This is a genomic window from Pseudomonas sp. LS-2, assembly GCF_003605735.1.
Lineage (GTDB): Bacteria > Pseudomonadota > Gammaproteobacteria > Pseudomonadales > Pseudomonadaceae > Aquipseudomonas.
The window spans coordinates 351,539-366,719 of sequence record NZ_QXTJ01000039.1 but is presented as its reverse complement, the minus strand read 5'-3'; the positions used below and the strand labels follow the sequence as shown (position 1 = coordinate 366,719).

At 60.4% G+C, this 15,181-nt stretch carries 16 protein-coding genes and 1 pseudogene; 3 read left to right on the top strand and 14 right to left on the bottom strand.

Translation table 11 applies throughout. The annotated features are described in order from the left end of the window. Positions 1 to 4: 4 nt before the first annotated feature. The 12 genes and pseudogenes from D3M70_RS34315 to ubiE all read right to left on the bottom strand — a co-directional run bounded on the left by D3M70_RS34315 (position 5) and on the right by ubiE (position 10,435). On the bottom strand, positions 5 to 868 hold the full coding sequence (locus D3M70_RS34315; RefSeq protein ID WP_375233030.1) for a methyl-accepting chemotaxis protein: 864 nt from the start codon (positions 866 to 868) through the stop codon (positions 5 to 7). Beyond that, positions 863 to 1,819: pseudogene (locus D3M70_RS34310) on the bottom strand (methyl-accepting chemotaxis protein); the annotation flags it as partial. The gene D3M70_RS34315 and the pseudogene D3M70_RS34310, both read right to left, overlap by 6 nt. A gap of 317 nt (positions 1,820 to 2,136) precedes the next feature. Continuing rightward, positions 2,137 to 4,053, bottom strand: coding sequence for a methyl-accepting chemotaxis protein (locus D3M70_RS22880; RefSeq protein WP_120127898.1), 1,917 nt, complete (start codon positions 4,051 to 4,053; stop codon positions 2,137 to 2,139). A gap of 253 nt (positions 4,054 to 4,306) precedes the next feature. Beyond that, on the bottom strand, positions 4,307 to 5,014 hold the full coding sequence (locus tag D3M70_RS22875; protein ID WP_120127897.1) for a 16S rRNA (uracil(1498)-N(3))-methyltransferase: 708 nt from the start codon (positions 5,012 to 5,014) through the stop codon (positions 4,307 to 4,309). Continuing rightward, positions 5,011 to 5,805, bottom strand: a complete 795-nt coding sequence (gene tatC / locus D3M70_RS22870) for a twin-arginine translocase subunit TatC (RefSeq protein WP_120127896.1) — start codon at positions 5,803 to 5,805, stop codon at positions 5,011 to 5,013. Before tatC ends, D3M70_RS22875 begins: the two co-directional genes overlap by 4 nt. Then, a complete protein-coding gene (gene tatB, locus D3M70_RS22865) occupies positions 5,802 to 6,311 on the bottom strand; it encodes a Sec-independent protein translocase protein TatB (RefSeq protein WP_120127895.1) in 510 nt (169 codons plus the stop codon). The genes tatC and tatB overlap by 4 nt, the downstream gene beginning before the upstream one ends. A 10-nt stretch (positions 6,312 to 6,321) precedes the next feature. Next, entirely contained in the window at positions 6,322 to 6,594 is a 273-nt protein-coding gene (locus tag D3M70_RS22860; RefSeq protein ID WP_120127894.1) for a twin-arginine translocase TatA/TatE family subunit, read from the bottom strand. 43 nt (positions 6,595 to 6,637) lie between these two features. Then, a complete protein-coding gene (locus D3M70_RS22855; RefSeq protein ID WP_120127893.1) occupies positions 6,638 to 6,970 on the bottom strand; it encodes a phosphoribosyl-ATP diphosphatase in 333 nt (110 codons plus the stop codon). Positions 6,971 to 6,972: 2 nt separating this feature from the next. After that, the gene (gene hisI / locus D3M70_RS22850; RefSeq protein ID WP_120127892.1) at positions 6,973 to 7,365 is read right to left on the bottom strand and encodes a phosphoribosyl-AMP cyclohydrolase; all 393 of its coding nucleotides are present in this window, start codon (positions 7,363 to 7,365) and stop codon (positions 6,973 to 6,975) included. A gap of 60 nt (positions 7,366 to 7,425) precedes the next feature. Next, a complete protein-coding gene (gene ubiB, locus D3M70_RS22845; RefSeq protein WP_120127891.1) occupies positions 7,426 to 9,045 on the bottom strand; it encodes a ubiquinone biosynthesis regulatory protein kinase UbiB in 1,620 nt (539 codons plus the stop codon). Then, positions 9,042 to 9,665 carry an SCP2 domain-containing protein gene (locus tag D3M70_RS22840; protein ID WP_120127890.1) on the bottom strand — a complete coding sequence of 208 codons (624 nt, stop codon included), beginning with the start codon at positions 9,663 to 9,665 and terminating at the stop codon, positions 9,042 to 9,044. The genes ubiB and D3M70_RS22840 overlap by 4 nt, the downstream gene beginning before the upstream one ends. Continuing rightward, on the bottom strand, positions 9,665 to 10,435 hold the full coding sequence (ubiE, locus tag D3M70_RS22835; protein ID WP_110951120.1) for a bifunctional demethylmenaquinone methyltransferase/2-methoxy-6-polyprenyl-1,4-benzoquinol methylase UbiE: 771 nt from the start codon (positions 10,433 to 10,435) through the stop codon (positions 9,665 to 9,667). Before ubiE ends, D3M70_RS22840 begins: the two co-directional genes overlap by 1 nt. A 141-nt stretch (positions 10,436 to 10,576) precedes the next feature. Here ubiE and D3M70_RS22830 point away from each other — a divergent pair, with 141 nt between their 5' ends. From D3M70_RS22830 to D3M70_RS22820, 3 genes are all read left to right on the top strand, one after another. After that, the gene (locus D3M70_RS22830) at positions 10,577 to 10,855 is read left to right on the top strand and encodes a polyhydroxyalkanoic acid system family protein (protein ID WP_120127889.1); all 279 of its coding nucleotides are present in this window, start codon (positions 10,577 to 10,579) and stop codon (positions 10,853 to 10,855) included. Positions 10,856 to 11,080: 225 nt separating this feature from the next. Next, positions 11,081 to 11,518 (top strand): phasin family protein, encoded by a 438-nt coding sequence (locus D3M70_RS22825; RefSeq protein WP_120127888.1) that lies wholly within the window; start codon positions 11,081 to 11,083, stop codon positions 11,516 to 11,518. Positions 11,519 to 11,528: 10 nt separating this feature from the next. Continuing rightward, entirely contained in the window at positions 11,529 to 12,434 is a 906-nt protein-coding gene (locus D3M70_RS22820; protein WP_120127887.1) for a phasin family protein, read from the top strand. Between the two features lie 188 nt (positions 12,435 to 12,622). On the opposite strand, the gene D3M70_RS22815 is transcribed toward D3M70_RS22820, so the two are convergent. Then, positions 12,623 to 13,237, bottom strand: a complete 615-nt coding sequence (locus tag D3M70_RS22815; RefSeq protein WP_120127886.1) for a TetR/AcrR family transcriptional regulator — start codon at positions 13,235 to 13,237, stop codon at positions 12,623 to 12,625. A gap of 160 nt (positions 13,238 to 13,397) precedes the next feature. Next, positions 13,398 to 15,080 carry a class II poly(R)-hydroxyalkanoic acid synthase gene (gene phaC / locus D3M70_RS22810; RefSeq protein WP_120127885.1) on the bottom strand — a complete coding sequence of 561 codons (1,683 nt, stop codon included), beginning with the start codon at positions 15,078 to 15,080 and terminating at the stop codon, positions 13,398 to 13,400. Positions 15,081 to 15,181: the final 101 nt, after the last annotated feature.

Here is a 15,181-nt window from a genome sequence, read left to right as displayed (position 1 = left end):
TACGTTAAACCCGAAACTTGCCCACCATCGCCTGCAGCTGCTCTCCCAGCCGCGCCAGTTCCAGGCTGGAAGCGGCGGTTTCTTCGCTGGCAGCGGCGGTCTGCTCCGAAACATCGCGTACGGTCTGCACGCTGCGGTTGATCTGCTCGGCGACCACGCTTTGCTCTTCGCTGGCGGTGGCGATCTGCTGGTTCATGCTCTGGATGGTCGAGACCGTCCGGGTGATGCTTTCCAAGGCGCAGCCGGCGCGTCGACTCAGCTCTACACCTTTGTCTGTCATCCCGCGACTCGCATCCAGCGTGCTGACCAGCTGCTGCGTCCCGTTTTGCAGCGCGGCAATCAGCACTTCGATTTCTTCGGTCGACTCCTGAGTGCGTTGCGCCAGGCTGCGTACTTCGTCGGCCACTACTGCAAAGCCGCGCCCTGCGGCTCCGGCGCGCGCCGCCTCGATCGCAGCATTGAGCGCCAGCAGGTTGGTCTGCTGCGACACCGACTTGATCACGTCTAACACGCAGCCGATCTTGTCGCTCTCGGTTTTCAGCTGTCCCATGGCCTGAGTCGAGTTGTTCACTTCGGCTGCCAGGCGCTCAATCTGGCAGATCGCGTCGGCCACCACCTTGTCGCCCTCCCGTGCTTGCTGATCGGCCTGTTGCGCCGCTTCGCTGGCCTCCTCGGCATTGCGGGCGACCTCCATCACTGTCGACGTCATCTGATTCATTGCGGTGGCGAGCTGGTCGGTTTCGCCTTTCTGGTTGTTCACCCCCGCGCTCGTCTGCTCCGTCACCGCCGACAGTTGAACCGCGGCGCTCGCCAGTTGGGCAATGCCGTCGCCGATCCCGCTGATGAGAGTGCGCAACCTGAGCGTCATGTCCTGCATGCTCTGTTGCAGGCTACCCATTTCGTCGCGGCGTTCGACGTCGAGATCGACGCTCAGGTCGCCCTCTGCGATGCGCTGGGCGGCGCTCAGAGTCTGGCGCAATGGCACGATGATCTGGCGGGTGATCAGCCACGCCGCAAGAACCCCGAGCACAATCGCCAGCCCGGCAACGCTGCTCAGGGTTGTGCGTGACTGCGCGGCTTCGGCATCGCGCCGCTGGCTCTGCAACGTGCTGATCGCGTCGGTGGAAGCAAGCAACGTGTCAGCCATGCCTTCCATCAACTCGTGCGCCGCCTCGGCGTTGGTCTGAAGGTTTTTGAGCTCGCCCAGTTGTGCGCGATAAGCGTGCAGCGCCTTTCTTGCGTTCGACAGCCCCTCAGCGTTTGCGTCTGTCTGATCAGCCGCGATCTGCTCAACCTCCTTCAGCGCCTCATCGATGGCCGCAATCGCGGCCAGTTCGAAGCTGTCCTGACCACTGTAGACATAGGCCTGAACCTCGTAGCGCGCGGTCTGGATCTGCCTGCGCAGCTGCAGCAGGTTCGTGAACTCGTCCATCCGTTCGCTGCTGTCCTGCTCCTGACTGACGGCTTTGAGCACTTCACTTTCTACCTGGCCGACCGATCTGAGCGCTTGCTCCGAAAGCTTCGCCAGTTCAATCCGCGAGTTCTCTCGGGTTTTCAGAAGCTGAGCGAGGTCGGTGAAGGTTTTTTCCAGCGAAACCAGAACTTCGCTCTGCTTGTTCAGCTGTTTGAGGATGTCGTCGGGATGGTCGTCTTCGCGCAGCGTCACCAGGTGCGATTCGATCTCGTTGATCCGGTCCACCACGCGGCGGGCGCTGTCCGGTGTGTTCTCCACCCGGAAGGTGATTCGCTCGGAGCGAAGGTCCTTGGTCATTGCGTTGAGCCGGGCAATCGCGGTGAGCGACTCCGAGCGTTCGATCATTGTGTCCAGGCCGTGCCAGCCAGTGAGGGTGATCACCAGCGTTAGCAGCAACACCAGGCCGAAACCCAATGAAAGCCGAAGCTTGACGCTGGTGTTGACCAGTGCCCGGTTGATTCCTTGCCACATGATGCGTCTCCTGCGAGTGAGCGGTAAACGCGCATCGGCAGGGAAGGCGGAGGGATGACCTGAAGGCGTTGTAGGAGATTTCTGAGCGATGCCGAGGGGTGAAGCAGCTCACAAAACATCAGGTGGGTAGTGACTTTGTGGGAGCCGGTTTGCTGGCTCCCACATATTTTGCCCCTGGTTGCGGTGTCGGGTCAGACTCTGAAGCGTCCAACCAACCCCTGCAGATGCGTGCCCAATCGCGCGAGCTCGATACTTGATGCGGCCGTTTCTTCACTGGCGGCCGACGTCTGCTCCGACACGTCACGCACATTGAGCACGCTGCGGTTGATCTCTTCGGCCGTTGCGCTCTGCTGTTCGGCAGCGGCCGCGATCTGCTGGTTCATGGCCTGAATCGCAGACACGGTTCGGGTAATGCTTTCCAGCGACCCACCGGCCCTGCGAGTGAGTTCGACGCTGCTGACGGTCAGTTCGCGGCTGGTGTCCATGATCGTCGCCACTTGCTGAGTGCCGTTCTGCAAGCCCGCAATCAGGTCCTCGATCTCTTCGGTGGACTTCTGCGTGCGCTGTGCCAGGCTTCGCACCTCATCGGCCACCACCGCGAACCCGCGACCGGCCTCGCCGGCACGAGCCGCTTCAATGGCGGCATTGAGCGCCAGCAGGTTAGTCTGTTGCGCCACGGACTTGATCACATCCAGCACGCTGCCGATTTTGTCGCTCTCGCGCTTGAGTTCACCCATGGCCTGAGTGGAATGCCCCACCTCGCTGGCCAGACGCTCGATCTGGGCGATGGCTTCGTTAACCACCTTGTCACCCTCGCGAGCTTGCTGATCGGCCACCACAGCGGCTTCAGAAGCCTCCTCAGCGTTGCGCGCGACTTCCTGCACGGTTGCTGTCATCTGATGCATCGCGGTGGCGACCTGGTCGGTTTCGACCTTCTGGCTGTTGACCCCGGCGCTGGTCTGCTCGGTCACCGCTGACAGCTCTTCGGCAGCACTGGCGATCTGGGTGACGCCATCGCTGATGCCGCCGATCAGTTCGCGCAGGCTCAAGGTCATGCGCTGAATGCCGTGTTGCAGCTGGCCTAGCTCGTCGTGGCGATCGATGTTCAGGTTGTGGGTCAGGTCGCCCGAAGCGACTCGGTCGACGGCAGCCAGCGTCTGCTTCAGCGGCAGGGTGATCTGGCGGGTAATCGCCCAGGCGGCGAGTACACCGAAAAGCAGCGCCAACACGGTCGCCAGCCCGAGTGTCGACTGTGCCTGGCGGCTGTCGGCATCGCGCTTGGCGTTTTGCGAAGCGGTGAGTTTGTCGCTGTGGTCGAGCAGCTGCTGGCCAAGACCGGTCATCTTCTCCAGTGCCTGGCGGCTGACCTGCTGAGCGTCGCGGTATTGACCCACCGCGGCGCCATAGCCCTTGAGCGCCAGGTTGGCCTTCTGCAATTGAGGAATGTATTGCGACGAAACATCTCCGGCCAGCGTGTTCACGCCGACAATGGCTTCCTCGATGGCGGCGGTGGCGTTCTTCTCGAAATCGGCATTACCGCTGAAGGTGTAGCCGCGCACCTGAAAACGCGCCTGCTGGATCTGCTTGCTGACGCCGACGGCGCTGTTGAATTGCAGAATGTTGTCGTGCTGGATCAACGCCTCTTCGATCTTGTTGACCTCAGTCACAGCGGCGTCGGCAGTGGCGCCCAGGTTCACGCGGCTGGCTTCGCGTACCTGAATGGCCTTGGTCATCTCATCGAATGCGCGACGGTAGTCGGCAGCGGACTGAATCTGGGCATCGAGCAATTTCAGGTCATCCACGCCTGAAATCTTGCTTCGGGCGCTCTTGAGATCGCTGTCGAGCTTGTCCAGCGCGGTCATGACTGCCGTTGCGGCTTCAGCGCTGGCCTGGGTTTCATAGCGCATGCGGGCGGTACGCAGCTCTATCGTCTGCTCGCTGATCTGCGAGATGCTCGCCAGTTTGTCGCCGCGCTCGATCAGCGACGACACACTCGACCAGCCGGTGGCAGTGATGACCAGCGTCAGCAATAGCACCAGGCCAAAGCCGATACCGAGCTTGCGACTGACGCTCACGTTTCCGAGACGTTGGGCAGACCAGCGATACATGATGATTCCTTGGGTATTGTTTTTATGGACGTCTTGTTATCGGCGGTAGCACGCCGAACTGAAACGCTGGGCAATGAGCCATATCAGCCAAATGCGGGATCAGGCCAAGCCGTAGGACGCGGATACGAATGTGTCATAAACCCTGTAGGAGTGAGCTTGCTCGCGATTGCGGTGGGCGCTGCCATCCATTCATCAGTCATAACGTCATCGCGAGCAAGCTCACTCCTACACGATTCTGGTGCGGCTGGATGAGTTAGAACAACCGGGCGAGCAGGGCGGTGACGGCGGTCTCGACGCGCAGTATGCGGTCGCCCAGTTGTACCGGGTTCAGGCCTGAGGCGCGCAGCAGGTCAACTTCATAGGGGATCCAGCCGCCTTCGGGGCCAATCGCCAGAGTCACCGGCTCGTCGACCGCACGTGGGCAGGCCGCGAAGTCGCCGGGATGGCCGACCAGTCCAAGGGTGCCGTCGACGATGGCAGGCAGGCGGTCTTCCACGAAAGGCTTGAAGCGTTTCTCGATGACGATTTCGGGCAATACGCTGTCCCGGGCCTGTTCCAGTCCCAGAATCAATTGCTCGCGAATCGCGGAGGGCTCCAGAAACGGCGTCTGCCAGAAGCTTTTTTCGACGCGATAACTGTTCACCAGGATGACCTTCGGCACGCCCATGGTGGCGACCGTCTGAAACACCCGGCGCAGCATCTTCGGGCGTGGCAAAGCGAGGACCAGGGTCAGCGGCAGCTTGGCGGGCGGGTGGCGGTCAAAAACCACTGAGAGTTCAGCTTCGCGAGGCTCCAGACGCAGCAACTCGGCACTGCCCAGCAGTCCGCCCACGCGACCGACGCGCAGGCTGTCACCCACTTCGCAGCGATGCACCTCTTGCATGTGCTTGAGGCGCCGGTCGCGCAGGACTACGCGATCAGCCGCAATGAAATCGGCGTCTTCCAGAAGCAGCAGATTCACGGCTGGGTCGCTGGCGGCTGATCTTGCTTGTCTTCGGCCTTTTCATCGTCTTCATGGTCGCCACGCTTGGTGACCATCGAACTGCATAGCACGCCGATCTCGAACAGAAGCCACATCGGAACGGCCAGCAGGGTCTGCGAAAAGATGTCCGGCGGGGTGAGAATCATGCCGACCACGAAGCAGCCGATCACCACGTACGGGCGAATCTTCTTCAGGTATTTGACGTCGACGATGCCGATCCACACCAGCAGCACGACCGCTACCGGAATTTCAAACGCCACGCCGAAGGCCAGGAACAGCGTCATGACGAAATCCAGATAACTGGCAATATCCGTCATCATCGACACACCTTCCGGGGTCACGCTGGCGAAGAAGTGGAAGATCAGCGGGAACACCAGGAAGTAGGCGAATGCCATCCCGGCGTAGAACAGAATGATGCTGGAGATCAGCAGCGGCACGGCCACGCGTTTCTCGTGCTTGTACAGGCCAGGCGCAATGAAACCCCAGATCTGATACAGGATCACCGGCATTGCCAGAAACAGCGCGACCATCATGGTCAGCTTGAACGGTGTCAGGAACGGCGAGGCCACGTCGGTGGCGATCATCGTCGCGCCTTCGGGCAGGAACTTGCGCAACGGAGCCGACACGAAGGTGTAGATCTTCTGCGTGAAGTAGAACAGCGCGCCGAAGATCACGAAGATCGCCAGCACACAACGCAGCAGTCGCGAGCGCAGCTCAGTAAGGTGCGAGACCAGCGGCATTTGCTGGTCGTTTTCCGGGATTTCGCTCATGGGGCTCGTGGTGGCTGTGTCGAATCGTTGGCGGAAGGCGCGTTCTGCACGGCGGTCGTCGAAGCGGGCGCAGGTGTCGGCGCAGGCTGGGCGGGCTCAATGTGGACAGGCTGTGGACTGACCGACGCGCTTTCGGCAGGCGCTGCCGGGCCGATGTCAGCGCTCGGCGCAGGCGACGGTGCAGCGCCCATGACAGGCTGGCTGGCTGGCGGCTTCTCGGGCTGCGTGCCCGGTTGCGCGGCAGGCTGAGCCGGCGGTTGCTGCGGCTGCATGATTTTGCGTGCTTCTTCTTCCAGCGAAAGAATGTGCTCGTTATGCAATTGACGGCGAATCTCGTCGGCGCCGATTTCGCGCTCAACTTCCTGTTTGATCGCATTGAAGCTGCGTTTCAGACGCCCGACCCAGAGCCCGGCGGTACGCGCTGCTCCCGGCAGGCGCTCGGGGCCCAGCACGAGCAGGGCGACGAGACCGACCAGCAGCAGTTCAGAGAAGCTGATACCAAACATGCGTCACGACCTAGTCTTTACGGATGGGCTCTTCGACCTTGTGCGCCTGGCCGTCGATGGTGTGCGGCTGATTCAGCGGCTGACTCTGTGCAGTGGTCTGCGCAGTCGACTGTGGCTGTACCGGCGGTTGCTCGGCAGGCTTCTCGTCGTCGTTCATGGCTTTGCGGAAGCCCTTGATCGACTCGCCCACGTCGGTGCCCAGGTTCTTGAGTTTCTTGGTGCCGAAGACCAGTACGACGACCACAAGAATGACGATCCAGTGTTTCCAGTCAAAAATGCCCATGTCACGTTCCTCACAAGAAATTCAGTGCCCGAAGGCGCGGTGTTCAGTCTGCCGAGCGAGCGGCTTTTTCGGCGTGTCCGGACAGCCCGAAGCGGCGGTCCAGCTCATCGAGTACGGCTTGTGGATGCTGACCCAGCGCTGCAAGCATGACCAGGCTATGGAACCACAAATCCGCGGTTTCGTAGATGACATCACTGCAGTCACCGCTGATGGCGGCATCCTTGGCGGCAATGATGGTTTCGACCGACTCTTCGCCGACCTTCTCCAGAATCTTGTTCAATCCCTTGTGATAGAGACTGGCGACGTAGGAGGAGTCGGCAGCCGCGCCTTTGCGTTCTTCGAGCACTTGCGCAAGGCGGGACAAGGTATCAGTCATGTTCAGTGTCCTGCTTGATAAATGGCTTCAGGGTCTTTGAGCACCGGGTCCACGGTTTTCCAGCCGGCATCGTCATAAACACGGTAGAAGCAGCTTTCGCGGCCGGTATGGCAAGCGATGCCTCCGATCTGCTCGACCATCAGGACGATGACATCGGCATCGCAGTCCAGAAGCAATTCATGCAGTTTCTGCACGTGGCCCGATTCTTCGCCTTTGCGCCACAACTTGCCACGGGAACGCGACCAGTAGATGGCGCGGTTTTCGGCAGCGGTCAGGCTCAAGGCCTCGCGGTTCATCCAGGCCATCATCAGGACTCGCCCGGTCTTGTGATCCTGCGCAATCGCTGGCACCAAACCGTCGCTGTCCCACTTAATCTCGTCCAGCCAGTCTTTCATCGTCGGCTCCGGCCGCTCGCTCTGTGAATGGGTTAGTGTGCCAGCGGCCAGCGCCGATGGCTATCGGCGAACGACCAGATAAAGCCCTGCCACCAGCATCAGCAGCGCGGGCCAGGCACTGAGCGCGATCAGTTCGTCGCCCGTCTGGGTGTGAGCAGTGGCCAGAACCACGCCACCGGCCAGCAGCCCGGCGCCGATCAGGCGCAGTGCCCAGTGATCGCCTTTGTTTGCATAAGGCGGTGGCGGATCGGAAAGATGCGGCTGCGACAAGCGCTCCAGCAGATCGCGGGTCATGTTGGCCAGATGCGGGATCTGTTCGACCTGGGATTGCAGGTTGCCGATCAGCGTCTTGGGGCTGACGCGCTCGCGCATCCAGCGCTCCAGAAACGGTTGCGCGGTGCTCCAGAGGTCCAGCTCCGGATACAGCTGGCGGCCCAGACCTTCAATGTTGAGCAGGGTCTTCTGTAAGAGGACCAATTGCGGCTGCACCTCCATGTTGAAGCGCCGAGCGGTCTGGAACAGGCGCATCAGCACCTGGCCGAAGGAGATGTCTTTCAGCGGCTTTTCGAAGATCGGCTCGCACACGGTACGAATCGCGGCCTCGAATTCGTTGAGTTTGGTCTCCGCAGGCACCCAGCCCGAATCGATGTGCAGCTGAGCGACGCGGCGATAGTCACGTTTGAAGAAGGCAAACAGGTTGCGCGCCAGATAGTCCTGATCTTCGGGTGTCAGGCTTCCGACAATGCCGCAGTCGATCGCGATGTATTGAGGGTCCCACGGTGCCACCGTGCTGACGAAGATGTTGCCGGGGTGCATGTCCGCATGGAAAAAGCTGTCGCGGAAGACTTGGGTGAAAAACAGCTCCACGCCGCGTTCGGCGAGTTTCTTCATGTCGGTGCGTTGATCGGCCAGGGTTGCGAGATCGGTAACCTGAACGCCGTAGATGCGCTCCATCACCAGCACTTTCGGGCGGCACCAGTCCCAGTAGACTTGCGGCACGTAAAGCATGGTCGAGCCTTCGAAGTTGCGGCGCAGCTGGCTGGAGTTGGCCGCTTCACGCAACAGATCGAGCTCGTCGTAGATGGTCTTTTCGTAGTCGGCGACAACGTCTACCGGGTGCAGCAGCCGGGCGTCTGCAGACAGTCGTTCGGCGATCTTGGCAAGAATGAACAACCAGGCCAGGTCCGATCCAATGATCGGTTTGAGCCCCGGACGCACGACCTTGACCACCACTTCTTCGCCGGTTTTCAACTGCGCGGCATGCACCTGTGCCACCGAGGCCGAAGCCAGGGGCGCGACATCGAAACGCGCAAACACCTGACTGATCTTCGCACCCAACTGCGATTCGATCAGGGCGATGGCTTTTTCGGACTCGAACGGCGGTACGCGATCCTGCAACAGCATCAGCTCATCGGCGATGTCTTCGGGCAGTAAGTCACGTCGGGTCGAAAGCAGTTGACCGAACTTGATGAAGATCGGCCCCAGATCCTGCAACGCCAGGCGCAGCCGGGCGCCACGGGTCAATTCGTTCTTGCGTCGCGGAATCCAGCGCCAGGGCAGGACGAAACGCACTGCCAGCAGCCACCATGGCAGCGGCAGGGCAAACAGCAGATCATCGAGGCGGTAACGAATTACGACACGCTGGATGCGAAACAGGCGGCGGACGGCAAGCAGGCTCATGCGTTATCGCTGGATTTGAGGGATTGGGCCAGACGCTCGAAGCGGGCTTCGAGGCGTTCCAGGTCTTGTTTGGTCTGATCCAGTTCGGCGAAGCGGGCTTCAGCCTCGCGTTTGCCGACCAGAGTGCGTGATTCTTCGGCCAGATAGTCGGCCAGGTTGTGGCTCAGGCTGGCGAAACTGTCGGTGGTCCACCGAGCGCTGCTGCGCAGGTGCCCCCCGATCAAAGTCGTGGCGACGGGGCCGAGCCAGCGTTGCAGCTCGTATTCCCAGTCCAGATCCAGATCCTGTAATACGCCCACCAGTTCCAGCAACACGGCGCTTTCGCCATCGAGCTCGACTTCCGGGCTGTGCAGCACGGCGGTCTTGTCCTTGCTCACGGTCAGGCGCATAAGACTCGCTGCCGGTGCGCGCAGCGTCACATCGGCCCCGCCTTCCCAATTCGCGGCCAGCATGAGGCCTTCGTCGCTGGGCAGGATGTACAGATGAAATGCCGGGCTCGTGCACTCGACCGCGATCACCTTGCCGCTCAGCCGGTCAAGGCGTGGCAGGGCGGTGCTGTCCATCTGCAGCACGCGATTGATGCCGTGCTCTGCGCTGGCGAGCAAGCCGCTGATCAGCATCAGGGCTTGATACCGCGATGCAGGGCAACGATGCCGGATGTCATGTTGTGGTAAGTCACGCGGTCGAAACCGGCTTCTACCATCATCGACTTCAGGGTTTCCTGATCCGGGTGCATGCGGATCGATTCGGCCAGGTAGCGATAGCTTTCCGAATCGTTGGTGATCAGCTTGCCTGCCAGTGGCATGAAGGCGAACGAGTAGGCGTCGTAGACCTTGGACATGACCTTGTTGGTCGGCTTGGAAAATTCCAGCACCAGCAGACGGCCGCCCGGCTTGAGCACGCGCAGCATGGAGCGGATGGCGTCTTCTTTGTGAGTGACGTTGCGCAGACCGAAGGCGATGGTCACGCAATCGAAGTGGTTGTCGGGGAACGGCAGCTTTTCAGCGTCGGCCTGGACGAACTTGATGTTGCCGGCCACGCCGCGATCAAGCAGCCGGTCGCGACCGACCTTGAGCATCGACGCGTTGATGTCGGCAAGCACGACCTCACCGGTGGGGCCGACCAGATGGGAGAACTTCTTCGCCAGATCGCCTGTGCCGCCCGCGATGTCGAGTACGCGGTTGCCCGTGCGAACACCGGAAAGCTCGATGGTGAAGCGTTTCCAGAGGCGGTGCATGCCCCCGGACAGCACGTCGTTCATCAGGTCGTACTTGGCTGCAACGGAGTGGAAAACCTCGGCGACTTTCTCGGCCTTCTGGCTTTCTGCTACGGTTTTGTAGCCGAAGTGGGTGGTGGGTTCGGCATCGCTGCCTTTGCGCGGATCGTTCATATCGCTGTCACCGGAATAAAGTGCGGCCATTCTAATCGCCGGGGCTGGCTTTGTCTTGACAAGGCTTAGCGTGAACAGTTTCTTCGCCGATTGCCGCTGGTATAGTGGCCCGACGATTTACCCCGATGAAGGAGCCTGCCGATGGCCCGAATTACCGTAGAACGCCCGCATGCGCTGGGTAAGGACAAGGCCCGCGAGAAGGCTGAACTGCTGGCTGAGAAGCTGGGCGACAAATATGGCATCGAGCACACCTGGAAGGGTGACACTGTGTCGCTGGAAGGCAAGGGCGCCAAAGGCACGGTTGAGGTTGAAGACGCGCTGGTGCGGGTCAACATCGAATTGAATTTCTTCCTCTCGGCCATGAGCAGCACGATCCAGTCCGAGGTCGAGCGGCAGCTGGATAAAGCGTTGACGGCCTGAGTGCCTACCTTCTTCCTGTAGGAGCGCCCTTGCCCGCGATGGCAACGACGCGGTCGTCCACACACGCCGCATGCTATTCATCGCGGGCAAGCGCGCTCCTACATCGGTCATCAACACCGCCACCCCAACCTAGGGTGAGCTTTCTAATTTTTCTCTCTACTTTGTGCCCATGCCCCGACTTCCAGCGGGCGGTTCGTCCTATCCCTTTCGAGCGTGAGGTGCGACATGGTCAAAGTTACCTTGAAGAAAAAAATCGAGGCCGAAGAAGCGAAGACGTTTTCTGAGGTCCGTCTCTATGCGCGCAAGATCTGGCTCGCGGGTCTGGGCGCTTATGTGAAAGCAGGGCAGGAAGGCGCCGACTACGTCAAAGAGCTGATCAAGACTGGCGAGCAAACCGAAAAGAAAGCGAAGAAAGTCATCGATGAAAAAGTCGAGGCCGCCAACAGCGAGATCGATTCGGCCAAGGGCGAGGTCAAGGGTGAAATCACCAAGGCCAAAGGACGTGTCGAGGTGCAGCTCGACAAAATCGAAAATGCGTTCGACCGTCGTGTCGCCAGCGCCTTGAATCGCATTGGCATTCCGTCTAAACATGATGTTGAGACACTCTCTGCTAAGCTCGATGAGCTGACGGCATTGCTTGAACGTGTCGCGCGTAAACAATAAGGAGAGCGGGATGGCTGGCAAAAAGAAAACCGAAAAAGAAGGCAGCTCCTGGATTGGCGAGGTTGAAAAATACTCCCGTCAAATCTGGCTGGCTGGTTTAGGCGCTTACTCGAAAATCAGCAATGACGGCAGTAAGCTTTTCGAAACGTTGGTCAAGGACGGCGAGAAGGCCGAAAAAGAAACCAAGGCGACTGTTGGCAAGTCTGTCGACACCGCCAAGGCTTCGACCAAATCCCGCGTCGGTGACGTGAAGGATCTGGCGTTGGGCAAATGGGGCGAGCTGGAAGGGGCTTTCGACAAGCGCCTCAACAGCGCGATCTCCCGGCTGGGTGTTCCGAGTCGCAATGAAGTGAAGGCCCTGCACAGCAAGGTCGATCTGTTGACCAGGCAAATCGAAAAGCTGACCGGCGCATCGGTCACGCCCATCTCGAAAACCGCAGCGGCCAAACCTGCAGCCAAGCCGGCTACCAAAACCACTGCCAAGCCTCTGACCAAAGCGGCGGCCAAACCGGTCGCCAAGGCGGCGAGCACCGTCGCCAAGAAAACCGCAGCGGCCAAACCTGCAGTGTCCAAAGCGGCAGCCAAACCGGTTGCAGCAGCGTCCAAGGCAGCCGCTTCCACCGCCGCCAAGGCGAAAACCGTCGCTGCGAAACCAGCCGCCAAGCCCGCACCGAAGGCTGCCGCAAAACCGGCTGCAAAGTCAGCGGCAAAACCGGCAGCGGCCGCCAAGCCTGCGGCTGCGAAAAAACCGGCAGCGGCGAAAAAGCCAGCGACCGCCAAGGCAGCAGCGGCAGCAAAACCGGCCACTGCACCCACGCCGGCTGCAAGCACTGCCGCGACCGCTTCAGCACCTACCGCTCCAGCCGCTACTCCGTCGAACAGCTCGACCGCGTCGACCCCTTCCAGCCAATCCTGATTCACGGCTGGCAACACCGAAACCCGACCTGTGAAAACAGATCGGGTTTTTTGTTCCTGGAGCATACTCGTCGTCACCGTAGGAGCGCGCTTGTCCGCGAATGGGCCCTGTCAGGCAGTTTTTTTATCTGACACAGCGTATTCGCGGGCAAGTGCGTTCCTGCAACGGGTCCCTCAAGCCGACCTTGTTCAATCCTCCAGATAGTGCCGCGCCAACTGCTCGGCGGCGTGTTGCGCACCCGGTTTGAGGTGTGGCGCGACCAGCATCATGATCTGGTAGACCACCACCCGGGTTTCACCTTCACGGTCAAGAATGCGCTGATAATCCAGCGAGAACAGCAGGGTCATGGTGATCTGTTCCACGAGCTGCCCGAGTGCCTGAGTGTCGCTCGTGACCTGGCCTTCGGCCTTGAGGCGGGCGAGCAACGAGGCCAGCGTGCGTTTGATCGAATTGAGCAGATTGCGTATTCCGCGTGCGAGCTTTGGCAGGCGGCTTGCGAGGTTCGACAGGTCCTGGAACAGAAAGCGATAGTGCGAAAGACGCTCGACGATCAGATGCAAGAAGAGCCAGTAATCCTCGGCATCCAGGCGTGCCTCGGCTGGTGGATCGAGCAGCGGCGCCAATTCGTGCTGAAAGCGCTCGAACAGCTCCATCACCAACGGCTCCTTGCCGTGGAAGTGGTAATAGAGATTGCCCGGACTTATCTCCAGTTCGTTGGCGATTTCCAGTGTCGAGACGTTCGGTTCGCCCTGCTGATTGAACAGCAGCAGGGCACATTCGAGTATGCGGTCGCGGGTCTTCATCCAGTCTTCTTAGTTCAGGGTTCTCAGCAGTTTTAGATCTGTCGCAGAGCAATGATTTGTAGGAGCGCGCTTGCCCGCGAAGGCATCGTGTCAGGCGGCACATTCGTTACTGACATACCGCTACCGCGGGCAAGCGCGCTCCTACAGCAATCGTTCGAATTCAACGAACGCGCACATACGTCCCTGGCGCGGCCTCCATGGGCGGGTAATTCTGGGTGCCCAATGCCGTGAGGGTTTCACGCTGTGCGCCCGACCGCTCCTGAATCCAGTCCAGCCAGCTCGGCCACCAGCTGCCATCGGTGCGTTTGGCATCGTAATACCAGGCGCGAGGATCACTGCTCAGCTTGCCATTCTCGACATAGTTGGCTTTAGAGTTGCCAGGCGGATTGAGGATGCTTTGCACATGGCCGCTGTTGGAAAGCAGGAATCGCCGTTCGCCACCCAGCAGGAGCGTGGAGCGATAGACCACATCCCATGGCGTGATGTGATCGTTGATTCCCGCGACGCTGAAGCTGTCGACCGTCACTTTTTGCAGGTCTATCGGCGTTCCGCACACTTCCAGGCCGCCGGGGTGCGTCAGCGGGTTGTGCTTGAAGAAGTCCAGCAGGTCTCCATGCAGCGCAGCTGGCAGGCGCGTGCTGTCGTTGTTCCAGTAAAGGATGTCGAACGGCGGCGGCGCTTTACCTAGCAGGTAATTGTTGACCCAGTAGCTCCAGATCAGATCGTTGGGGCGCATCCAGGCGAACACCTTGGCCATGTCGCGACCATCCAGCACGCCTCTCTGATAGGAACGACGCTTGGCCGCTTCCAGCGTCTGTTCGTCAATGAACAGCGTCGCCGGGCTCTCGATCTGGCTATCCAGCAGGCTCACCAGATAGCTCGCGCTGGATACCCGTCGCATCTGCCGCTTGGCCTGCAGATGTCCTTGCAGCGCGGCAATGGTCAGGCCGCCGGCGCAAGCGCCCATCAGGTTGACCTCCCGCGCGCCAGTGATGGCCCGGCACACGTTCATGGCTTGCTCGGCGGCCTCGACGTAACTGGACAAGCCCCATTCACGATGACGCACATCGGGGTTGCGCCAACTGATGATGAACGTCTGTAGCCCGTTTTTCAGGGCGTACTGGACGAAGCTGTTGGTGGGGCTCAGGTCGAAGATGTAAAACTTGTTGATCTGCGGCGGCACGATCAGCAGCGGCCGTGCGTACTGTTTTTCGCTCATCGGCTTGTACTGGATCAGCTCCAGCAGCTCGTTGCGAAACACCACTGCACCCGGCGTGACCGCCAGCGTTCGGCCAATCTCGAAAGCGTCTTTTGTGGTCTGGCTGGGCAGGCCATTGTTGTGCATGAAGTCGTCGAGCATGTGGCTCAGGCCCTTCACCACGCTGGTGCCCCCGGAGTTGAACAACTCCTTGACGGCCAGCGGGTTGAGCAGGCTGTTGGTCGGGGCCAGCGCATCGTTGAGCAAGGCGAAGATGAACTGTGCGCGGGAGCGGTCGTCTTCTGACAGACCACAGTCGTCGATCCAGTTGCGCACTTGATGTTGCCAGCTCAGATACGCCTGCAGCCCGCGTCGATAGAGCGGGTTGTGACTCCAGGTCGGGTCGCTGAAGCGACTGTCGTGGGGGTGCGGTTGATGAGGGGTGTCCCCGAGGATCACCCGACCCAGTTGTCCACCGAGGGCGAGCGCGTGACGCGCCGTGTAAACCGGGTGCTTGAGACCTTGCATGGCCACGTTGCGCAACGTCGAGAACAGATCCCTGCCGCGCAGGCCGGTGATCGCGCTTTGCGCATTGATGTAGGTCGCAGGCGTGGGGTAGGGACTTTTCGCCGGTTTGTCTCTCATGGATCAACACTCCTTCGTCAGACCATCAACAAATACATCTGCGCAGGACCCTCAGACAGCGGTCCTGCGCTGCTCTGCGCTTTGGCAATCCAGCCGACAGC

What these genes read in the sequence shown, in the direction of transcription:
- D3M70_RS22840 (WP_120127890.1), bottom strand. Translation starts at nt 9,665, where the DNA reads ATGCTGATCAGCGGCTTGCTCGCCAGCGCAGAGCACGGCATCAATCGC.
- hisI (WP_120127892.1), bottom strand. Translation starts at nt 7,365, where the DNA reads ATGAAAGACTGGCTGGACGAGATTAAGTGGGACAGCGACGGTTTGGTG.
- D3M70_RS22820 (WP_120127887.1), top strand. Translation starts at nt 11,529, where the DNA reads ATGGCTGGCAAAAAGAAAACCGAAAAAGAAGGCAGCTCCTGGATTGGC.
- phaC (WP_120127885.1), bottom strand. Translation starts at nt 15,080, where the DNA reads ATGAGAGACAAACCGGCGAAAAGTCCCTACCCCACGCCTGCGACCTAC.
- D3M70_RS22830 (WP_120127889.1), top strand. Translation starts at nt 10,577, where the DNA reads ATGGCCCGAATTACCGTAGAACGCCCGCATGCGCTGGGTAAGGACAAG.
- D3M70_RS22855 (WP_120127893.1), bottom strand. Translation starts at nt 6,970, where the DNA reads ATGACTGATACCTTGTCCCGCCTTGCGCAAGTGCTCGAAGAACGCAAA.
- ubiB (WP_120127891.1), bottom strand. Translation starts at nt 9,045, where the DNA reads ATGAGCCTGCTTGCCGTCCGCCGCCTGTTTCGCATCCAGCGTGTCGTA.
- D3M70_RS22880 (WP_120127898.1), bottom strand. Translation starts at nt 4,053, where the DNA reads ATGTATCGCTGGTCTGCCCAACGTCTCGGAAACGTGAGCGTCAGTCGC.
- D3M70_RS22825 (WP_120127888.1), top strand. Translation starts at nt 11,081, where the DNA reads ATGGTCAAAGTTACCTTGAAGAAAAAAATCGAGGCCGAAGAAGCGAAG.
- ubiE (WP_110951120.1), bottom strand. Translation starts at nt 10,435, where the DNA reads ATGAACGATCCGCGCAAAGGCAGCGATGCCGAACCCACCACCCACTTC.
- tatC (WP_120127896.1), bottom strand. Translation starts at nt 5,805, where the DNA reads ATGAGCGAAATCCCGGAAAACGACCAGCAAATGCCGCTGGTCTCGCAC.
- D3M70_RS22815 (WP_120127886.1), bottom strand. Translation starts at nt 13,237, where the DNA reads ATGAAGACCCGCGACCGCATACTCGAATGTGCCCTGCTGCTGTTCAAT.
- tatB (WP_120127895.1), bottom strand. Translation starts at nt 6,311, where the DNA reads ATGTTTGGTATCAGCTTCTCTGAACTGCTGCTGGTCGGTCTCGTCGCC.
- D3M70_RS34315 (WP_375233030.1), bottom strand. Translation starts at nt 868, where the DNA reads ATGACGCTCAGGTTGCGCACTCTCATCAGCGGGATCGGCGACGGCATT.
- D3M70_RS22860 (WP_120127894.1), bottom strand. Translation starts at nt 6,594, where the DNA reads ATGGGCATTTTTGACTGGAAACACTGGATCGTCATTCTTGTGGTCGTC.